The 19,162-nt window shown below is 57.1% G+C and carries 17 protein-coding genes; 10 read left to right on the top strand and 7 right to left on the bottom strand.

The window, feature by feature from the left end:
- The first annotated feature begins 171 nt into the window (after positions 1-171).
- Genes gyrA through gluQRS form a run of 5 tightly spaced genes read left to right on the top strand, consistent with a single transcriptional unit; the run spans position 172 to position 5,752 of the window.
- Positions 172-2,904 carry a DNA gyrase subunit A gene (gyrA, locus tag K3556_RS08035; RefSeq protein WP_260516287.1) on the top strand — a complete coding sequence of 911 codons (2,733 nt, stop codon included), beginning with the start codon at positions 172-174 and terminating at the stop codon, positions 2,902-2,904.
- Positions 2,901-3,125 carry a hypothetical protein gene (locus tag K3556_RS08030; RefSeq protein ID WP_260516286.1) on the top strand — a complete coding sequence of 75 codons (225 nt, stop codon included), beginning with the start codon at positions 2,901-2,903 and terminating at the stop codon, positions 3,123-3,125. Before gyrA ends, K3556_RS08030 begins: the two co-directional genes overlap by 4 nt.
- Positions 3,115-3,510 carry a VOC family protein gene (locus K3556_RS08025; protein ID WP_260516285.1) on the top strand — a complete coding sequence of 132 codons (396 nt, stop codon included), beginning with the start codon at positions 3,115-3,117 and terminating at the stop codon, positions 3,508-3,510. The genes K3556_RS08030 and K3556_RS08025 overlap by 11 nt, the downstream gene beginning before the upstream one ends.
- A gap of 41 nt (positions 3,511-3,551) precedes the next feature.
- Complete coding sequence (gene trmFO, locus K3556_RS08020; protein ID WP_260516284.1) at positions 3,552-4,898, top strand: methylenetetrahydrofolate--tRNA-(uracil(54)-C(5))-methyltransferase (FADH(2)-oxidizing) TrmFO; 1,347 nt, start codon at positions 3,552-3,554, stop codon at positions 4,896-4,898.
- Positions 4,899-4,912: 14 nt separating this feature from the next.
- Positions 4,913-5,752 (top strand): tRNA glutamyl-Q(34) synthetase GluQRS, encoded by an 840-nt coding sequence (gene gluQRS / locus K3556_RS08015; protein ID WP_260516283.1) that lies wholly within the window; start codon positions 4,913-4,915, stop codon positions 5,750-5,752.
- Positions 5,753-5,820: 68 nt separating this feature from the next.
- Here gluQRS and hisI read toward each other — a convergent pair whose 3' ends face one another.
- A complete protein-coding gene (hisI, locus tag K3556_RS08010) occupies positions 5,821-6,180 on the bottom strand; it encodes a phosphoribosyl-AMP cyclohydrolase (protein ID WP_260516282.1) in 360 nt (119 codons plus the stop codon).
- 71 nt (positions 6,181-6,251) lie between these two features.
- Here hisI and K3556_RS08005 point away from each other — a divergent pair, with 71 nt between their 5' ends.
- On the top strand, positions 6,252-6,692 hold the full coding sequence (locus K3556_RS08005; RefSeq protein ID WP_260516281.1) for an iron-sulfur cluster assembly scaffold protein: 441 nt from the start codon (positions 6,252-6,254) through the stop codon (positions 6,690-6,692).
- Between the two features lie 192 nt (positions 6,693-6,884).
- Here the strand turns inward: K3556_RS08005 and K3556_RS08000 are convergent, their stop codons facing one another.
- The 3 genes from K3556_RS08000 to ligA all read right to left on the bottom strand — a co-directional run bounded on the left by K3556_RS08000 (position 6,885) and on the right by ligA (position 11,366).
- Positions 6,885-7,007, bottom strand: coding sequence for a hypothetical protein (locus tag K3556_RS08000; protein ID WP_260516280.1), 123 nt, complete (start codon positions 7,005-7,007; stop codon positions 6,885-6,887).
- Between the two features lie 135 nt (positions 7,008-7,142).
- The gene (gene recG, locus K3556_RS07995) at positions 7,143-9,233 is read right to left on the bottom strand and encodes an ATP-dependent DNA helicase RecG (RefSeq protein WP_260516279.1); all 2,091 of its coding nucleotides are present in this window, start codon (positions 9,231-9,233) and stop codon (positions 7,143-7,145) included.
- A 3-nt stretch (positions 9,234-9,236) separates the two neighbouring features.
- A complete protein-coding gene (ligA, locus tag K3556_RS07990; RefSeq protein WP_260516278.1) occupies positions 9,237-11,366 on the bottom strand; it encodes an NAD-dependent DNA ligase LigA in 2,130 nt (709 codons plus the stop codon).
- Positions 11,367-11,562: 196 nt separating this feature from the next.
- Between ligA and K3556_RS07985 the strand changes: the two genes are divergently transcribed.
- Entirely contained in the window at positions 11,563-12,318 is a 756-nt protein-coding gene (locus K3556_RS07985) for a DUF502 domain-containing protein (protein WP_260516277.1), read from the top strand.
- Positions 12,315-12,950, top strand: a complete 636-nt coding sequence (locus tag K3556_RS07980; RefSeq protein ID WP_260516276.1) for a LysE/ArgO family amino acid transporter — start codon at positions 12,315-12,317, stop codon at positions 12,948-12,950. The genes K3556_RS07985 and K3556_RS07980 overlap by 4 nt, the downstream gene beginning before the upstream one ends.
- Here the strand turns inward: K3556_RS07980 and K3556_RS07975 are convergent.
- Both K3556_RS07975 and K3556_RS07970 read right to left on the bottom strand, forming a co-directional pair.
- Positions 12,947-13,999, bottom strand: coding sequence for a patatin-like phospholipase family protein (locus tag K3556_RS07975; RefSeq protein ID WP_260516275.1), 1,053 nt, complete (start codon positions 13,997-13,999; stop codon positions 12,947-12,949). The genes K3556_RS07980 and K3556_RS07975 overlap by 4 nt on opposite strands.
- Before the next feature lie 6 nt (positions 14,000-14,005).
- Positions 14,006-14,791, bottom strand: coding sequence for a 3-hydroxybutyrate dehydrogenase (locus K3556_RS07970; RefSeq protein WP_260516274.1), 786 nt, complete (start codon positions 14,789-14,791; stop codon positions 14,006-14,008).
- A gap of 364 nt (positions 14,792-15,155) precedes the next feature.
- On the opposite strand from K3556_RS07970, the gene K3556_RS07965 reads away from it, so the two are divergent.
- Both K3556_RS07965 and arsB read left to right on the top strand, forming a co-directional pair.
- Positions 15,156-16,973, top strand: a complete 1,818-nt coding sequence (locus K3556_RS07965) for an extracellular solute-binding protein (RefSeq protein WP_260516273.1) — start codon at positions 15,156-15,158, stop codon at positions 16,971-16,973.
- Between the two features lie 84 nt (positions 16,974-17,057).
- Positions 17,058-18,074 carry an ACR3 family arsenite efflux transporter gene (gene arsB, locus K3556_RS07960; RefSeq protein ID WP_260516272.1) on the top strand — a complete coding sequence of 339 codons (1,017 nt, stop codon included), beginning with the start codon at positions 17,058-17,060 and terminating at the stop codon, positions 18,072-18,074.
- 141 nt (positions 18,075-18,215) lie between these two features.
- On the opposite strand, the gene K3556_RS07955 is transcribed toward arsB, so the two are convergent.
- Positions 18,216-19,160 carry a LysR family transcriptional regulator gene (locus K3556_RS07955; protein ID WP_260516271.1) on the bottom strand — a complete coding sequence of 315 codons (945 nt, stop codon included), beginning with the start codon at positions 19,158-19,160 and terminating at the stop codon, positions 18,216-18,218.
- Positions 19,161-19,162 lie beyond the last annotated feature (2 nt).

Genomic DNA, 19,162 nt, shown 5'->3' with positions numbered 1-19,162 from the left:
GATATTCGTTCACTTGGCGCGGATTGCCAAGGGGGGAAGGCTGAAGAAAAGCCGTGAATTTCCGCCGGTTTCGGGGGCAAATCCGGTCCTTTTGGTTGCCCCTGCCAACCCGCCAATGATATAGAGTTCGGAACTAGATATAGTGTGAAACGCACCAAAACGGCGGACAACGTGACAGACACCCCAGAAGTACCTGAGAACGAAGGCGAAATGCCGCCTGAACGGCCCGTTTATGATGGCCCTCAAATCTCTATCGAAGAGGAGATGAAAGCCTCCTATCTCGATTATGCGATGAGCGTGATCGTCAGCCGGGCAATCCCCGACCTCAGGGATGGCTTGAAACCGGTTCACCGGCGCATCCTCTATGCCATGTATGGCACGGGCAACACACATGACAAACCGTATCGCAAGTCGGCGCGTCCGGTTGGCGACACGATGGGTAAATATCACCCGCATGGCGACAGCGCGATCTATGACGCGCTGGTGCGTATGGCGCAGCCGTTTTCCATGTCTCTGCCGCTTCTGGATGGTCAGGGTAACTTCGGGTCGATGGACGGCGATAACGCTGCCGCCATGCGATACACCGAAGTGCGGATGGACAAGCCCGCAGCGTCCCTGCTGGCAGATATTGAAAAAGACACCGTCAATTTCCAGGACAATTATGACGGCAAAGACCTTGAACCGACCGTCCTGCCCGCCCGTTTTCCCAACATGCTGGTCAACGGCGCTGGCGGCATCGCGGTGGGGATGGCGACGAACATTCCGCCGCATAATCTGGGCGAAGTTGTGGATGCCACACTTGCGTTGATTGAAAACCCTGACCTCAGTTCGGAAGACCTGATGGAATACGTCCCCGGTCCCGATTTTCCCACCGGGGGGATCATGTTGGGCCGGTCTGGCGCGCGCAAAGCCTATCTTGAAGGACGTGGCAGCGTCATCATGCGCGCCAAAACGCGGATCGAGGAAATTCGTAAAGACCGCTATGCTATCGTGCTGGACGAGATCCCCTACCAGGTGAACAAGGCCACGATGATCGAAAAGATCGCGGATCTTGTGCGCGAAAAGAAGATCGAGGGTATTTCGGCTGTGCAGGATGAAAGCGACCGGATCGGTGTCCGTGTCGTCGTCGAACTGAAACGTGATGCCACCGCCGAGGTCGTTCTGAACCAGTTGTTCCGCTATACCCCGATGCAAACCTCGTTCGGGTGCAACATGCTGGCCCTGAACGGTGGGCGGCCCGAGCAACTGACGTTGCGCGATTTTCTGAAGTATTTCATCACCTTCCGCGAAGAGGTTGTCACTCGCCGAACCGCCTATGAACTGCGCAAAGCCCGTGAACGCAGCCATGTTTTGTGTGGTCTGGCCGTCGCCGTGACAAATGTCGACGAAGTGGTCGCCACCATCCGCGGATCAGCCGATCCGGCGGATGCGCGCGCCAAGTTGATGGAACGTCGTTGGCCCGCCCATGACATCGCTGAATACATCAAATTGATCGACGATCCGACCCATAAGATGAACGAGGATGGCACCTATAACCTGTCTGAAACGCAGGCCCGCGCGATCCTAGAACTCCGCCTGCAACGCCTGACGGCCATGGGTGTGAAGGAAGTCACTGACGAACTTCAAGAACTTGCCGCAAAGATCAGAGATTACTTGGATATTCTTCGTTCACGCGAACGGATTATGTCGATTATTTCGGACGAACTGCGTGAAGTAAGAGAGGCATTCGCCGTGCCGCGTCGCACCGAGATCGTCGACTGGTCCGGCGACATGGACGATGAAGACCTGATCGAGCGTGAGGACATGGTTGTCACGATCACCGCCTCCGGCTGGGCCAAGCGTACGCCGCTTGCCGATTTCCGGGCACAAAAGCGTGGCGGCAAAGGTCTCTCCGGCATGCAAACCAAGGACGAAGACGCGATTACCACGCTGTTTGTGGCCAATACGCACACCCAGCTTTTGTTCTTCACCGATGACGGAATGGCCTACAAGTTGAAGACTTGGCTGCTGCCGCAAGGCGGACGCACGGCCAAGGGCAAACCGCTGGTTAACATTCTGCCAATCCCGACCGGTGTTTCGATCGCGGCCATTTTGCCGGTTGATCGGGACGAAAAAGACTGGGACGATCTTCAGATCATCTTTGCGACGTCCAAAGGCTCTGTGCGCCGCAACCGCTTGTCCGATTTCACCAATGTTATGCGCAACGGTAAAATTGCGATGAAGTTCGAGGGTGATGACGAGGGTACTCGCCTGATCAATGCGCGCATCTGCGACGAGAATGATGATGTGATGCTGGTCACCAAATCCGGCCGCGCCATCCGCTTCCCCGTCACCGACGCCCGTGTGTTCAACTCGCGCGCATCCACCGGTGTGCGGGGGATCAAACTGGTCAATGCCGGGGACGAGGTTGTATCGGCTTCGGTTATCCGCCATTTCGAAGCCACCCCGGACGAACGCACCGCCTTTATTAAACGGTTCCGTTCTGAACTGGGCAATGATGCGTCGGACGATGAGAGCGGTGAGGAAATTTCTGGCGATCTGCCCGAAGACCGCTATCAAGAAATGCTCGAGGCCAACGATCTGCTTGTCACGATCAACAAGCCAGGGATCGGCAATCTGACATCCAGCCATGACTATCGTGTCAGTGGGCGCGGCGGTCAGGGTGTTGGTGCCATGAAGGGCGGCGACATCGTGGCTTGCTTCCCGGTTGAACTGGAAGATCAGATCATGCTTGCCACATCAAAAGGCCAATCGATCCGCTGCCCGGTTGAGGGGATCAGCTTCCGGTCACGCAGCGCTGGCGGCGTAAAGGTGTTCAACACCGGCAAGGGCGAAGAAGTCGTCTCGGTCGCACGGATCGTGGAAAGTTCGGAAGATGAGGATAACGGCGAGGTAAGCGAATGAGCCAACCGCTGACCCTTTTTCTGTTTGGTGGCGCCATAATAGGTGCGATGTTTTTGCTGACCAGATACCAGCAGAATGCTTATCGAAATTATTTGGAAAAGCATGTCGCGAAGACGGATGAGATTCACAAGGGGCAGCAAGAGCTGATAGAACTTTCGATCCGACAGACAAATGCCCAAGAGCGAATTGCCGCTGCTCTCGAAAGTAAGAATGCCAAATAGGCTCGCCCTCGTTGCCTTTCTGACCGATGACTACGACCGCGCCATTACGTGGTTTCGCGATGTCCTGCGCTTTGTTCTGCTCGAAGACACAGACATGGACAGTGACAAGCGTTGGGTGCGCATGGCTCCCCATAAAGACGCTGAAACGGCCATTCTGATCGCGCGCGCGGTAGGTGCTCAGGCGCAAGCTATCGGCAATCAGGCCGGTGGTCGTGTCGGTCATTTCTTGGTCACCGATAACTTCGCCGACATGCACGCGCATATGCTTTCCCACGGCGTTCATTTCCGCGAAGCACCCCGTCACGAAGCCTATGGAGTGGTCGCGGTTTTCGAGGATTTGCACGGCAATCCGTGGGATCTGATTGAACACAAAAACCCGACCTGACGCCCCTTCCCTTTTCGCGCCCGATACCCTATCTGCGGCCCATGACTGACAAGACTTTACATATCGTTGGCGGCGGCATGGCCGGTTCAGAAGCCGCATGGCAAGCGGCGCATATGGGCGTTGACGTTGTGCTGCATGAAATGCGCCCTGCCGTTGAAACATTCGCCCACCAATCCGGCGATTTTGCAGAAATGGTGTGCTCAAACTCGTTTCGTTCGGATGATGACGAGCAAAACGCGGTGGGCCTTCTGCATTGGGAAATGCGACAGGCCGGCGGCTTGATCATGTCGAGTGCGGATAAACACCGTTTGCCCGCCGGTGGCGCATTGGCTGTGGACCGCGAGGCCTTCGCCCAACACGTCACCGCAAGACTGCGCGCTCTGCCGAATATCAGTGTCGAATATGGCGAAGTCACCGAGCTGCCAACGGACGGCACCTGGGTCTTTGCCACCGGGCCCCTGACCTCACCCGCCCTTGGTGAAGCGATTGCGCGTGAGACCGGCACCGATCGCCTCGCATTCTTTGACGCCATCGCCCCCATCGTTTACGCCGACAGCATCGACATGGATGTGGTCTGGGCGCAGTCACGCTATGACAAAGGCGAGACCGAGGAAGAGCAAAAGGCTTATCTCAATTGCCCCATGACCAAAGTTCAGTACGAAGCGTTCATCGACGCGCTACTGGCTGCCGACAAGACCGAGTTCCACGACGGTGAAACGGCCACTTATTTCGATGGATGCCTTCCGATCGAGGTCATGGCGGAACGCGGCCGTGAAACGCTGCGCTTTGGTCCAATGAAACCCGTTGGTCTGACGAACGCGCATAAGCCTGAAGATAAACCTTATGCCGTAGTCCAATTGCGTCGCGACAATGCACTGGGCACGCTGTTCAACATTGTCGGCTTCCAAACCAAGATGAGATACGGCGCACAAGCCGATGTTTTCAAATCAATTCCCGGATTAGAGAATGCCTCATTTGCCCGGCTGGGCGGTATCCATCGCAACACATTCATGAATTCTCCGACGCTTCTGGACGACCAAATGCGCCTGAAATCGCGCCCCAACCTGCGGTTTGCAGGTCAGGTCACTGGCGTTGAAGGATATGTGGAGAGTGCAGCGATGGGGTTGCTGGCCGGTCGTCTCGCTGCGGCAGAAATCCTTGGCCGCGACGTACCAACAGCGCCTCAAAACACCGCCATGGGGGCTCTGATCCACCACATCACCGGCGGCGCCGAGGCGAAAACCTTCCAGCCAATGAATGTGAATTTCGGCCTGTTCCAACCCGTAGATGGGCTGAAAGCAGGGCGTCGCGGGCGTAAGGATCGCTACAAGGCCTATACCGATCGCGCTAAACTCGAATGGACCGGTTGGCTTGCGAATTTTGCATAATGGTCAGCGCGCAAATGTCTAAGTTTATTACACGATTTGCGCCCAGCCCAACCGGCCCTTTGCATCTGGGCCATGCCTATTCGGCAATGTTGGCCTATGATATGGCGAAAGCAGCCGATGGTCAGTTTCACCTTCGTATTGAAGACACGGACATTGACCGCTGCCGCCCCGAATGGGAGGCGTTGATCTATGAGGATATGCACTGGCTGGGCCTGACATGGGAACCCAGGGTGCTCCGCCAGTCTGAACATCTGTCCGCCTATCAGAACCATTTGATGTCGCTCGCGGATCGTGGACTGGTCTATCCCTGTTCCTGCTCGCGCAGCGACATTCGCGCCGCCCTTTCTGCGCCGCAAGAAGGCGTGACGCCGCCCGATGTGTATCCCGGAACCTGTCGCCATCGCCCAATGTCAGACCGAAAACCGGGCGATGCGCTGCGCTTGGATTTGACGAAAGCTCTAGACCAGGTCGGTCTTCTCACTTTTGCGGAAACGGGGGCAGCGCATCGTGGCACCCACGAAGTTGATCCAAAATTTTTGACCCGCGAAATCGGAGACGCCGTTCTGGGCCGTAAGGAGATCGAAACGGTTTCCTACGTGTTGGCCGCTGTCATCGACGACGCCGCTCAAAGCATGACCCATATCATCCGGGGCGAGGATCTTTATCAGATCACATACCTGCAGGTGCTGTTACAAGCGTTGCTCAACCTCCCAACGCCAGTCTACCACCATCACCGGCTGATCCGGGATGACGATGGCAAGCGACTGGCCAAACGCGACGATGCCCGCGCCATCTCAACCTACCGCGCCGAAGGCAAATCGCCTGAAGATATCCGAAAGTTGGTTGGGCTTTGACCGAGCGGGCTTCTTCTGGCCAGAAATATCCTGCGGGGGTCCGGGGGTGCAAAACCCCCGGCGGTCCATTAGATCATGGGCGCCATCAATTCGGCTTCATACCCGTCCCGCACCGCCGTGTAAAAACAACTGCGCCGATTGGTATGACAAGCCGGACCGGTTTGCCTGACCTGAACCAACACGCAATCGCGGTCACAATCGAAGCGAAACTCAACAAGCGCCTGCACATGGCCCGAGCTTTCGCCCTTCACCCAAAAGCTCTGACGTGAGCGGGACCAATAGGTAACCCGGCCGCTGTCCAGCGTGCGCTGCACAGCCTCGGCATTCATCCAGGCCATCATCAGCACCTCGCCGGTCTCTGCATCCTGCGCAATCGCCGGGATTAGACCCTTGTCATCGTATTTCAAAGCCGAAACGTCGAATTTCATGGCCCATCCTTTCCAATTGCTTGTGCGCATCCTATGTAGTCCGGGAAACTCCGATGCGAAAGGTGGGATGCATGAGCGACAGCGACCTGATCAAGCTCTACTCAAAACAGATACTCGCCCTTGCCGCTGCTATCCCCCATCTTGGCAAGCTGGACCAGCCTGATGGCGAAGCCAAAGCCCGGTCCCCCCTATGTGGATCAACAGTGTCGGTCGGTGTGACCCTTGATGACGGAGCGATCGCGGATTTTGCTCAGAATGTGAAAGCGTGCGCACTTGGCCAGGCGTCGGCCGCGATTCTTGGAAATACTGTTACTGGGCTCGATCGTGAAACACTGCAACGCGGCCGCGATCAGTTGCATCAGATGCTGGCAGACCATGGCCCAGTCCCGTCGGCACCTTTCGAGGGGTATGAGGTGATCCAACCCGCTCGCGAGTTCAAGAACCGGCACGCGTCGATCCTGTTGCCATTCGACGCCACCCTTGCCGCGATCGACGCCGCGCAAGACGCCTGATCACAAAAAAACCGCCGCGCTCCTGGCAGGGAGGCGGCGGCAAGTTGCGGCTCGGGATAATCGGGTCCGGTGAAGGAATGAGGCAAAACACCGGAACGTGGACAGGCGACGGGCAGTGAACCGTCTGGACGCATCGAAGTTGGGACATGATGCAGTGTCCGGACCCTGAGCAGGCAGAAACTGGATTAGGGGTCAGATCACCCCGGGCAGATGAAGCGCGCCAAACAGCACAACCAACAGAGACATTCCCCCGATTGCGTCTTGCCATAGGGTGGCGGACGAACGGGTCAATACGGCTTTCACGTCTTTCAACATGGTCACTCTCCTGCTCTCTGTCTTGGTGGCGCCTTTATGGTCGCTTTCACCTTTGTTGCTATTTTGTTCGCATAAATCAGAACGCATTGTAAAGAACTTTTTAAGAACATTTGTGAACTTTTGCGAACGAAATGGCTAACCCACTGAAATCAAACGGATCGCTTCGTCTTGCCGCATTAACCATAAAAGAACGCGTGCCGCGTTTCCGCGTGCCGTGGTCAGGTCCGGGTCTTGTTGCAGCAGCAAGCGGGCGTCCTTCTGGGCCACAGCCATCAGACCGGCTTGATGTTCCAGATCTCCGACCCAGAACCGCGGCAGACCGGATTGCGCCGTGCCCAGAACATCCCCGGCGCCGCGCATTTCCAGATCGGCTTCGGAAATCACGAACCCATCTTCGGTGTCCCGCATCACCGCAAGACGCTTTTCGCCGCCTTCGGTCAGGGGCGATTGATACATCAACAGACAGGTCGACGCCGCCTGCCCGCGGCCCACACGACCGCGCAGCTGATGCAACTGCGCCAGACCGAAATGCTCGGCCCGTTCGATCACCATGATCGAGGCATTGGGCACATCAACGCCCACCTCAATCACCGTCGTCGCGACCAGCAATTTGATCTTGCCTGCAACGAAATCGGCCATCGCTGCGTCTTTTTCAGAGGGCGGCATCTGTCCATGCACCATGCCGACGACGGCTTCGCCCAAGGACGCGCGCAGATGTTTGAACCGTTCCTCGGCAGCGGTCAGGTCCATGACCTCGCTTTCATCGACCAGCGGACAGACCCAATAGGCCTGCGCACCATCGGCAATCGCTTTGCGCAACCGCTCCACCACTTCCTCGATCCGGCCCGCCGACACCAGCACGGTTTTGATCGGTTTGCGTCCCGGCGGTTTCTGGTCCAGCACAGACACATCCATATCGCCATATTGCGCAAGCGCCAGACTGCGCGGGATCGGTGTCGCCGTCATCACCAACACATCCGCCGCTTGTCCTTTGGCCCCCAGCTCCATCCGTTGCGATACGCCAAACCGGTGTTGCTCATCCACAATCGCCAGACGAAGGTCATGAAATTCCACGTCTTTCTGAAACACGGCATGGGTGCCAACAAGAATGTGGATGTTGCCCTTGGCCAGCGCGTCCAGTTTGGCGCGGCGCTCGGACCCTTTGTCGCGTCCGGTCAGAATCTCAACCACGACGCCGGCGGCTTCGGCCAAGGGGCGCAAGCCTTCAAGGTGCTGCCGGGCCAGTATTTCTGTGGGGGCCATCATCACACCCTGCCCGCCCGCTTCGACCGCAATCAACAGCGACAGCAGCGCGACCAGCGTTTTTCCGGACCCCACATCCCCCTGCAAGAGCCGGTTCATCCGTTTGCCCGACGCAAGATCGGCGGCGATCTCTTCAACCGCACGGGTCTGCGCATTGGTGGGCTTATACGGCAATGCCGCCAACACTTTGGACTGCAAATCACCATTGCCGACGCTGACCCGGCCTTTGCCACGTCGCACTTTGGCGCGGGCCAAGGCAAGTGTCAGTTGGTGGGCGAAAAATTCGTCATAGGCCAGCCGCCTGCGTGCGGGCGATTGCGGCGACAGATCATCTGCACCTTCCGGCGCGTGCGCTGCCATCAGCGCCTTGTTCCAGTCTGGCCAGTGTTCGCGCGACTTAAGCTCTGGATCGATCCATTCTTTCAAGATCGGCAGCCGGGTCAGAACTTCGCCAACGCCTTTGGTAATTAACTTCCCTGTAATGCCGGCGGTCAGGCGATAAACGGGCTCATAATCCGGTATACCTGCCGCTTCACTGGGCGAAACGATGTAATCAGGATGCACGATCTGCAATTTCCCGTCGAAACTTTCCACCTTACCCGAAATGACGCGTTTACTGCCTTCTGGTAGTTTCTTGCTAAGCCACGGGCCGTTTGCGTGAAAAAAAACAAGCTCGAACGCCGTGAGCGTGTCGCGAACTTCGATCCGGTATGGTGCGGTTTTGGTACGGCCCGGTCGATGCTGCACGACGTCAACTTCGACCGTCGCCATGTCGCCCGGCAGAACTTCGGTGATCGAGGCGCGAAACTTGCGGTCAATGCCTGCGTGCGGCAACCAGAAAAGCAGATCTCGCGGCAGTTCTATTCCCAATGTTCCCAAGGCCTTGGCAGTCTTCTCTCCGACGCCGCCCAGCGTTTCAAGCTCGGCGAATAAGGGAAACAGAATTTCGGGCCGGGTTGCCATGGTTCATGCGTCCCCAATCAATTCAAGCCAGCCATCTTCGTCGATGGTCTCGATCCCCAGATCAGAGGCCTTCTTGGCCTTGGACCCCGCGCCTGGCCCGGCCACCAGCAAATCCGTCTTGCTGGACACCGACCCCGAGACCTTGGCCCCCAAGGCCTCGGCGCGGGCTTTGGCCTCGGCGCGGGTCATCTTTTCGAGCGACCCGGTGAACACAACGACTTTTCCTGCAACCGGGCTGCCGTCGGTTTTAGGGGCAGCAACCGCCTGCACGTCCAGTTCCGCCACCAGCCGGTCGATCGAGGCGCGTTCGGCGTCTTGCGAAAACGCGGCCACCAGAGATCCGGCCATAACCGACCCGACACCGTCAATCGACACAAGTTCGTCCCATTCGGGCGTGTCTGGCTGGCCTGCGGTGACTGCTTCTTCAAAGACCGGCCAATCGCCATAGTGGCGGGCCAGCAGGTTGGCAGCACTTTCACCAACATGACGGATGCCAAGTGCAAAAATTAATTTGTTCAAGGGGATTACACGACGTTCTTCAATCGCAGAAAACAGATTCTCCGCGCTTTTCTCGCCCCAACCATCCCGGTTTTTCAGACGCGCAAGACTGTTTTTGTCCCGAGCGGCGAGTGTGAAAATATCGGCAGGTTCGCGGATCGGCAGACCCTCGTCGTGATAGAACATCTCGACCTGCTTGGACCCCAAACCTTCGATGTCAAATGCGCCGCGGCTGACGAAATGTTTTAGTTTCTCAACGGCTTGTGCGGGGCAAATGATGCCGCCAGAGCAGCGCCGCACCGCATCGCCTTCCTCGCGGAGTGCATCTGACCCACATTCCGGGCAGGTTTGCGGGAAATCATATGGCTCGGTTCCAGCCTCGCGTTTTGTCAGATCCACGTCTGAAATCTTGGGGATCACATCGCCGGCGCGATAGACCTCGACCCAATCGCCGACGCGGATGTCCTTGCCACCCCGGATCACCTCGCCCTTGTTGTCCCGTCCAGCGATGTAATCCTCGTTGTGCAGAGTTGCGTTGGACACCACCACGCCGCCCACCGTCACCGGAATAAGCCGTGCGACTGGGCTCAGCGCGCCCGTACGACCCACCTGAATGTCAATCGCTTCAAGCCGGGTCCAGGCGCGTTCTGCAGGAAATTTATGTGCGATTGCCCAGCGGGGTGTGGTGGATCGAAAACCCAATCGCCCCTGCAACGACAGGTCATCCACCTTGTAAACCACGCCGTCAATGTCATAGCCCAGCGTGGCGCGTTGCGTTTCAATCGCGTGGTAATGTGCGATCATCGCCGTCAGATCGGTGAACCGCTGGGTCAGCGGATTTGTCTGAAATCCAAGCGCGCCAAGACGGTCCACAGCGCCCATCTGGGTTGTGGCCAGAGGCTCGGACAACGCCCCCCACGCATAGGCGAAGAACCTCAGCGGGCGGTCGGCGGTGATCTTTGCATCCAACTGGCGCAGAGACCCCGCTGCCGCGTTGCGCGGGTTGGCGAAGGTTTTGCCGCCACGTTCGGCCTGTCGCTCGTTCAGCGCTGCGAAATCCTCGTGCGACATATAGACCTCGCCGCGCACGTCAAGCACATCGGGTGCGCCTTCAAGCCTGTCGGGGATGTCGGCAATGGTTCGGGCATTTTCCGTTACGTTTTCGCCCACCGCGCCATCGCCACGGGTTGCAGCGTGGACCAATTGGCCCCGTTCATACCGGATCGACAGGGAAAGCCCGTCGATTTTCGGCTCGGCAGTAAAAGCCAGCTCCTCACCTGCCCCAATGCCCAGAAAAGACCGAATGCGCCCATCGAACTCGGTCACATCTTCATCTGAAAAAGCGTTGCCCAAGGACAGCATCCGTACGTCGTGGGTGATTTTGCCGAAGCCATCGGACACGGGCGCACCAACCTGATCGGTCGCGCTGTCGCTGCGTTTTAGGTGCGGAAAGCGGGCTTCTATTGCGGTATTGCGCCGTTTGGCTGCGTCATAGGCGGCATCAGTGATGACCGGCGCGTCATCCGTATGATAGGCCTGATTTGCTGCCGCCAGAACCTCTGACAGCCGCGCAAGCTCAGCGCGGGCCGTATCCTCGGTCAGCTGTTCCACGTCAATTTCGGCTGTCGCGCGCATGGTTCCCCCAGACCTGTTTCCATTTTGATAGGCCGCGCCTCGCCGCCCGTCCAGCCCGTTGGCCCCCAAAAACTTCCCGGATGAGTTGCAAGCCCTTGAATTCGGCAGGATTAGCAACGCTTTCAGATCGCAGCCTATTGCCGATTACCAAACGAATCCCTAAGTTTCGCTGGGTAACACCGGGGAACGGCTTTTCATGACCGAACACGACGACCACACAAGGCGCAAACGGCGCCCATTTGCTGGGCTGCGCAACAACTTCCTTGCGGGACTTGTTGTGGTTGTGCCGATCGCCGTGACCATGTGGATGATCTGGACCTTTGTGGGCTGGATCGACAGTTGGGTTTTGCCCTTTGTGCCTGCCCGGTATCACCCCGACAGCCTGATCGACACGTTTTTTGGTGACAGCCAATGGTTCAAAATGCTGTTTGGCGAAGATGTGCGCGTCAATGTGCGTGGTCTGGGCGTCGTCGTTTTCCTTATGTTCACCGTGTTTGTCGGCTGGATTGCCAAAGGGCTGATCGGGCGGTCGTTTCTGGCATGGGGCGAAAGCCTAGTTGACCGGATGCCGGTTGTGCGGTCGCTTTACAACGGGATCAAGCAGATTGCTGAAACCATCTTCAGCCAATCGACCGAGACAAAGTTCGACAAGGCGTGTCTGGTCGAATACCCACGCAAAGGGATATGGGCGATTGCCTTCATCTCGACCAAGGCGAAGGGTGAAATCGACAAGCGCATTCCGGTGGACGAAGACATCATCTCGGTCTTTCTGCCGACCACACCGAACCCGACATCCGGTTTCCTGTTGTTCGTGCCGCGGCATTCGGTGATCGCGCTTGATATGTCGGTCGAGGATGCCGCCAAGCTGGTTATCTCGGCTGGTCTCGTCTATCCGAACTCGAAGAACCCTGCGCAACCTCCTGATTTAATATCTGAAATCAAGATAGAATGAACCTTCTGGTCACACCAGCGATCACCGGGTTTGCAACCGGGTTTTCGCTTATCCTTGCCATCGGCGCACAGAACGCTTTTGTGTTGCGACAGGGATTATTGCGCCAACATGTGTTCTGGCTGTGCCTGTTTTGTGCAACCTCTGACGCCCTTCTGATCGCCGCTGGTGTGCTTGGCTTCGGCGCGCTGGTCGAGGCGTGGCCCCGGCTGCCGCTGATTATGGCGCTGGCGGGGGCTGGTTTCCTGCTTGTCTATGGCGCAATGCGGTTCTTGGCAGCCCTGAAAGGCGATTACGCGATGGAGATTGCGGGCAAATCCCGGTCTTTGGGCGCAGTGATTGCCATCGCCGCTGCATTCACATGGGCCAATCCGCATGTCTATCTGGATACGCTGGGCCTGATTGGCGCAATCTCAACTTCTTTTGGAGATTGGGCACAGCGCATTGCCTTTGGCACAGGGGCTGTGACATCCAGCTTTGTTTTTTTCTTCTCACTTGGATATGGCGCGCGCCTGCTGGCGCCGATCATGCAAAAACCAGGTGCGTGGCGGGTGCTGGATGTGGTGATCGGGCTGACCATGTGGGCCATCGCGGCGGGTCTGATCAAAGGCGTGGTGTCAGGCTCAATCGGTTAGCCGAACATCTGTTCCAGATCGACCGAGCCACGCGTGTTTAGGTCATCACGATGAGCACTCAGAAACGCATCTGTCGCCGCACGACCGGCTGCTTTCAGACGCTGCAATGTCACAACAGAAGGCACCAATTTGGTGGCCGTGCTCAAATCCCGCATCAGCGCGTCATCTGCGATCATATGGACCAGCACGTCGCGCATCTGCCCCGATGACAATTGGCCTGACGAAATCAGCCGTTTGACGAAGTTGATCGCCCGAAGTTCGCGCAGCAGCGACGAATTAAAGCTGATTTCATTGATCCGGTTCTGAATGTCGGGCCCGGATTTCGGGACGTCTGGGCGAAACAGCGGGTTGATATTCACCACGACAACATCGGCCGGCAGTGCCGGATCGAAAAGCGGGAACAGCGCAGGATTGCCGGAATAACCCCCATCCCAAAATGCCTCTACTGTGCCTGTCTTGGGGTCTGTCATCTCGATCGCCTGAAACACCGTCGGAAGACAGGCCGACGCAAGGATCGCATCCGTATTGATCTCGTCCCCGTCAAAGACGCGGATTTTGCCAGTGCGAACGTTGGTCGCCGAGACAAACAGGCGGGGGCCAGTATCTGCGCAAACCTGATCGAAGTCGAAGGTTTCAACGACAGATTGCAGGGGGTTGGCATAAAACGGACCATAGGCATAAGGGCCGACGGCGCGGCTGGTCATGTCAGCCCAAGCAAACATCGGCGACGCCTGAAATGCCTGATTGATCAACTCGTTATGCGGCGCAAACTGCGCAAACCATGAGGTCAGGCGCAGATCATGCACCCCAGCAACACTATGCCACAGCGCGTCCAGACTGGCGCGCGCGCCATCACGGTCCTGCCCTTTGCCATCTGCCACCAGACCGGCCTTAAGGGCCGCGCCGTTAAGTGCGCCCGCGGATGTGCCGGAAATCCCGGCAATCTCGATCCCCTCGTCTTCAAGCAGACGATCCAGCACGCCCCAGGTAAAGGCACCATGTGCCCCGCCGCCCTGAAGGGCCAGGTTGATACGCTTAGGCTTTTCCATTCCGGGTTACAGCGCCGTCCAACCGCCATCGACCGAGATCGTGGTGCCGGTGATCTGGGCTGCTGCATCCGAACACAAGAAGGCCGCGGTGCCGCCCATCTGCTCGACAGTCGCGAACTCTTTAGACGGTTGCCGGGCCAGCATCACGTCGCGCACCACCTCGTCCCGGCCCATCCCATGCGTCTTCATTTGATCGGGGATTTGGGATTCGACCAGCGGCGTCAGAACATAACCGGGACAAATCGCGTTGCAGGTGATCTGTTCTTCGGCGGTTTCAAGCCCGATGGTCTTGGTCAGGCCAACAATCCCGTGCTTGGCTGCGATGTATGCGGCCTTGTAAGGCGACGCGGTCAGGCCATGCGCCGAAGCGATATTAATCACGCGTCCCCATCCGGCCCTGCGCATCATGGGAAGTGCCGCGGCGATGGTGTGAAAGGCGGAATTCAGGTTAATCGCGATGATGGCATCCCATTTCTCGGTCGGGAAATCCTCGATCGGGGCGACGTGCTGGATGCCCGCGTTGTTCACAAGGATGTCGCATCGACCGGCCTTTTCAATCAGGGCGCGGCATTGATCGGCTTTCGACATATCCGCCTGAATATAACGTGCGGTCACCCCGAACTCTTTGGCGATACCTGCGGCCAACGCGTGATCGTCCGCTGTATCGGTGAACGAATTTAACACCACATCCGCGCCTGCCCGCGCAAGTTCGCGCGCGATCCCAAGGCCAATACCCGAGTTTGATCCGGTGATGACGGCCGTTTTTCCGTCCAGCGATGTCGTGATGGCCATTATGGGTCTCTCCTCAGAAAACAGATGTTGCGATGCAGCATAGCCCATTGCCATCCACACGCCAGCGGTTTCAAAACCTTTGGGTTTGGCAGAGTTCAGGTTGGTTTTGTGACAGCCGGTTGCCCCCGATTCTCTCCTCAACACCAAGAGAGGCGCAAGTTGCCTTTCGACCATAAAAAAAACGCCCGCACGAAGCGGGCGTTAAGTTATTGAGGCAGGTTTCATACAGGCAAGAAACCTATCGAGCAGTGCCCTCTTTATAAGCGGTCAAGCGCCGTGTTCCAAGCTAAAAGTTTGAAAAGACTATTTTACGTGTCTAAGGTTTCCTTAAATCAAAACAGGGACGTGAGGGAATATTGCGCTGATGAGAGCATCTGTCATCCACAAGTTACGCACACTGGCCGGGGCGGTTTCGCTTTCGCTTATGACCACGCAGGTCGGCTTGGCCGAACCCAAACATGGCATAGCTATGTATGGCGACCCTGTCCTACCACCGGATTTTGTGTCCTTACCCCATGTGAACGCAGACGCGCCCAAGGGTGGCAAGATCGTGTTTGCCGAAGCGGGAAGTTACGATTCGCTGCATCCGGTGATCCGCAAGGGCAGCGCGCCTTGGCAGCTCAGGTTCATGTTGTTCGAAAGCCTGATGGGGCGCAGTTATGACGAACCATTTACGCTGTATGGCCTGCTGGCCGAATCGGTCGACACAGATGATGCGCGCACTTGGGTCGAATACACACTGCGTGAAGGCACACAATTCTCGGATGGTAGCCCGCTGACCATCGAAGATGTGATGTGGTCTTACGAAATGCTCGGCACTCTTGGGCATCCCCGTTATCAGGGCGCCTGGGGCAAGGTCGAAACGATGGAGCAGACCGGTCCGCGATCGGTCAAATTCACCTTCAACACCGAAGACCGCGAGTTGCCTTTGATTTTGGGCATGCGGCCTATCTTGAAGAAAGCGCAGTGGGAGGGAAAAGATTTCGAAGCTTCCGGCATTGATGTGATCCCCATCGGGTCGTCGCCCTATGTGATCGGTGATTTTGAACCCGGTCGATATCTGACCCTGAACCGCAACCCGGATTATTGGGGCAAGGATGTGCCCTTCATGCGGGGCCAGGCCAATCTGGATGAGATCAGGTTTGATTACTATGGCGACGGCGATGTGACCTTCGAGGCGTTCAAAGCCGGCGAGGCAACAACCCACCGCGAGACCAATCTGCAGAAATGGTCGACCCAGTTCGATTTCCCTGCGGTTCAGTCCGGCGATATCGTGCTGTCAGACATCCCCCACCAGCGCCCGACCGGGATCATGGGCTATGTGATGAACACCCGCCGCGGTGCTTTCAGCGACATTCGCGTCCGCGATGCCATGATCCACGCCTTCAATTTCGAGTTCATCAACCAAAGCATCAATGCGGGCGAAAAAAAGCGCATTCTGTCTTACTTCCACAACTCGGTGCTTGGCATGGAGCCGGGCAAACCGGCTGAAGGTTTGGTGCGTGAGATGCTGATGGAATACAGCGATCTGCCCGACGGTGCGCTGGATGGCTACGCCCTGCCCGTCTCGGATGGCTCGGCGCGCAACCGACAGGGCCTTCGCGCTGCAATGGAGTTGATGGAGGCCGCCGGTTGGACGGTTCAGGATGGCGTCATGAAAAACGAGGCCGGCGATCCGTTTACCTTCGAAATCCTGTTAAACACCGGGTCATCTGAAAATCGGCAGGAAATCGACATGTTCGCCGCTGCGCTCGAGCGTATGGGCATCACGCCTACCATCACGTCGGTTGACAGTGCCCAGTACAAAGAACGCACCAACGCGTTTGATTTCGATATGGCCTATTACTGGCGCGGTCTGTCGCTCAGCCCCGGCAACGAGCAAAAGCTCTATTGGGGGGCCGAAAGTGCCGACAAGGAAGGCACGCGCAACTGGATGGGCGTCAAAAGCGCTGCCATTGATGGCTTGATCGACAAGATGCTGAATGCCAAGGGGCAAGACGAATTCCGCGCCGCCACCAAGGCACTGGATCGCGTGTTGACCGCCGGGCGTTATGTCATCCCGCTGGGCTATACGGACCTGTCGCATGTCGCGCATGTGAAAGAGCTGAAATACCCAGAACGCGTGCCGATGTATGGCGACTACCTTGGCTTCCAGCCCGAGATCTGGTGGTACGAGGAATAGCCTTGCCCCTGCGCTGACCGACCGTTACTTCGCTGTTACATTGCGGGGTTAGGCCTCGCGGGACACAGATTCGAGGATCAGCGCATGGGACTTTTTGAACGCTATCTCTCCCTTTGGGTGGCGCTTTGCATTTTGGCGGGCGTGGTGTTGGGCAACCTCGCGCCCGACCTGTTTGCGTTGATCGCAGGGATCGAGATCGCAAAGGTCAATCTTGTGGTCGCGGTGCTGATCTGGATCATGATCTATCCGATGATGGTGCAGGTCGATTTCGCGTCGATCAAGGATATCGGCAAGCGACCCAAAGGGCTTGTGCTCACGCTGGTGATCAACTGGCTGATCAAGCCCTTCACCATGGCGGCCCTTGGCTGGCTATTCTTTCGCGTCCTGTTTGCAGATTTTGTCGACCCGGAAACCGCCAGCGAATATATCGCGGGCATGATCTTGTTGGGGGTCGCTCCCTGCACCGCGATGGTGTTTGTCTGGAGCCAACTGACCAAGGGCGACGCTGCCTATACGCTGGTGCAGGTCAGCGTGAACGACGTGATCATGATTTTCGCCTTTGCCCCGATTGCCGCGTTTCTGCTGGGGATCAGCGATGTCACAGTGCCGTGGCAAACGCTGCTTTGGTCCGTCGTGCTTTACGTGGTCCTGCCCCTTGCCGCCGGGGTCTGGACGCGCCACCGCCTGATGCAATCCGGCGAGGCGCAAGTGAATGCGTTCCTTGCCCGCCTGAAACCGTGGTCTGTGATCGGCCTGCTGGCCACTGTCGTGCTTCTGTTCGGTTTTCAGGCGCAAACCATTCTGGCCAAACCACTGGCCATCGTGCTGATCGCCATCCCCCTGCTGATCCAGACCTACGGCATCTTCGCCATCGCCTATGGTGCCGCCCGGGCGATGAAATTGCCCCATAACATTGCGGCCCCTGCCTGTATGATCGGCACGTCAAACTTCTTTGAGCTGGCGGTCGCGGTCGCGATCTCGCTTTTCGGCCTGAACTCGGGTGCGGCTTTGGCAACCGTGGTGGGTGTACTGGTCGAGGTGCCCGTGATGCTGTCGCTCGTCGCCTTCGCCAACCGTACGCGGCACTGGTTTCCAGGGTAAGTTTGAAATTAGTGCGACTGATTGGGCGTTAGAGTGATCGTTCTAACTTGTTTGATGTCGGGTTAGGAACAATGTTGACGAATGCTGCAGCATCTCGCGCACGACCATTTTGACGCTGTCGAGTCCATTCAATTAAAACGCTTACGCCGTTGACACCCCATCAGATTCCTTAGGGTGTGCTTTAATCAGGCAATCCAGAAAAGCGCTCAACCTGCGGCCTGACGAGGCGCTCTTTCGGACGATTGCTGACATGGTCGACGTATAGTTCGCCACGTCGTTTTTGACCTCGCGCATAAGGTTTTTACGCACAAATGGCTCGGCTGTGTGGGTTGGTAGGAAACCAAGATACCTTCCTGAGAGAATGAGTAATGCAAGAGCTTCCTCGTTCTGAACGAAGGCAGATTTTCGTAGCTTGAGCTTTTTGTGAACATCCATGTTCGGTGAATTGAAACTGAGGCCTACATAAGAATAGTCACTCAGTTCGGTTGGCTGCAGCACGTTATCTTCTGCTGCGAACAACTGGTGGTGTCGGCCGCAGTAGAGACGCATATCTTCGGTATAAAGATCAAAATACGACAACATTGGTGATGTCCGGTGCAGCGGTACAATTCCGATATTGAATTTGCCGTTGATAACGCCCTCTTCGATGACATTGGGCGGCTCCATCGAGACATCAAGTGTAACGCCCGGCGCCGCATCGCGAAACATGCGGATGGCATCGGCAACTTTTGCAGCACTGTTCGTTGCAGAGTGATCCAGACACGCGATTTTCAGTTTACCTGTCAGGTCAGAGTGGGCTTGGTCTAATTCTTCCTGAAACGCATCGATGGCTATGAACAAATTTTCAGCAGCGCCTAGGACATGCTCTCCATCCGATGTCACAGAAAACCCCGCGGGGCCGCGGTGACACAGCTTCAAACCAAAGCGGGTTTCAAGATCCGAGATATGCTTGCTAATTGTCGATCGGCCTATGTTCAGTTCGAACTCTGCAGCGGTGAAGCCGCCACATGCCACGACGGTTTTGAAAATATCAAGCAGGCGGATATCCACATCTGTAACCCGGTTGATCGCAAGCTTCTTGGCCATGG

It is taken from the genome of Aliiroseovarius sp. M344, from assembly GCF_025140835.1.
Taxonomy (GTDB): Bacteria; Pseudomonadota; Alphaproteobacteria; order Rhodobacterales; family Rhodobacteraceae; genus Aliiroseovarius.
Note: the sequence above shows the minus strand (reverse complement) of the source record. Positions and strands in the feature narration are given on the sequence as shown.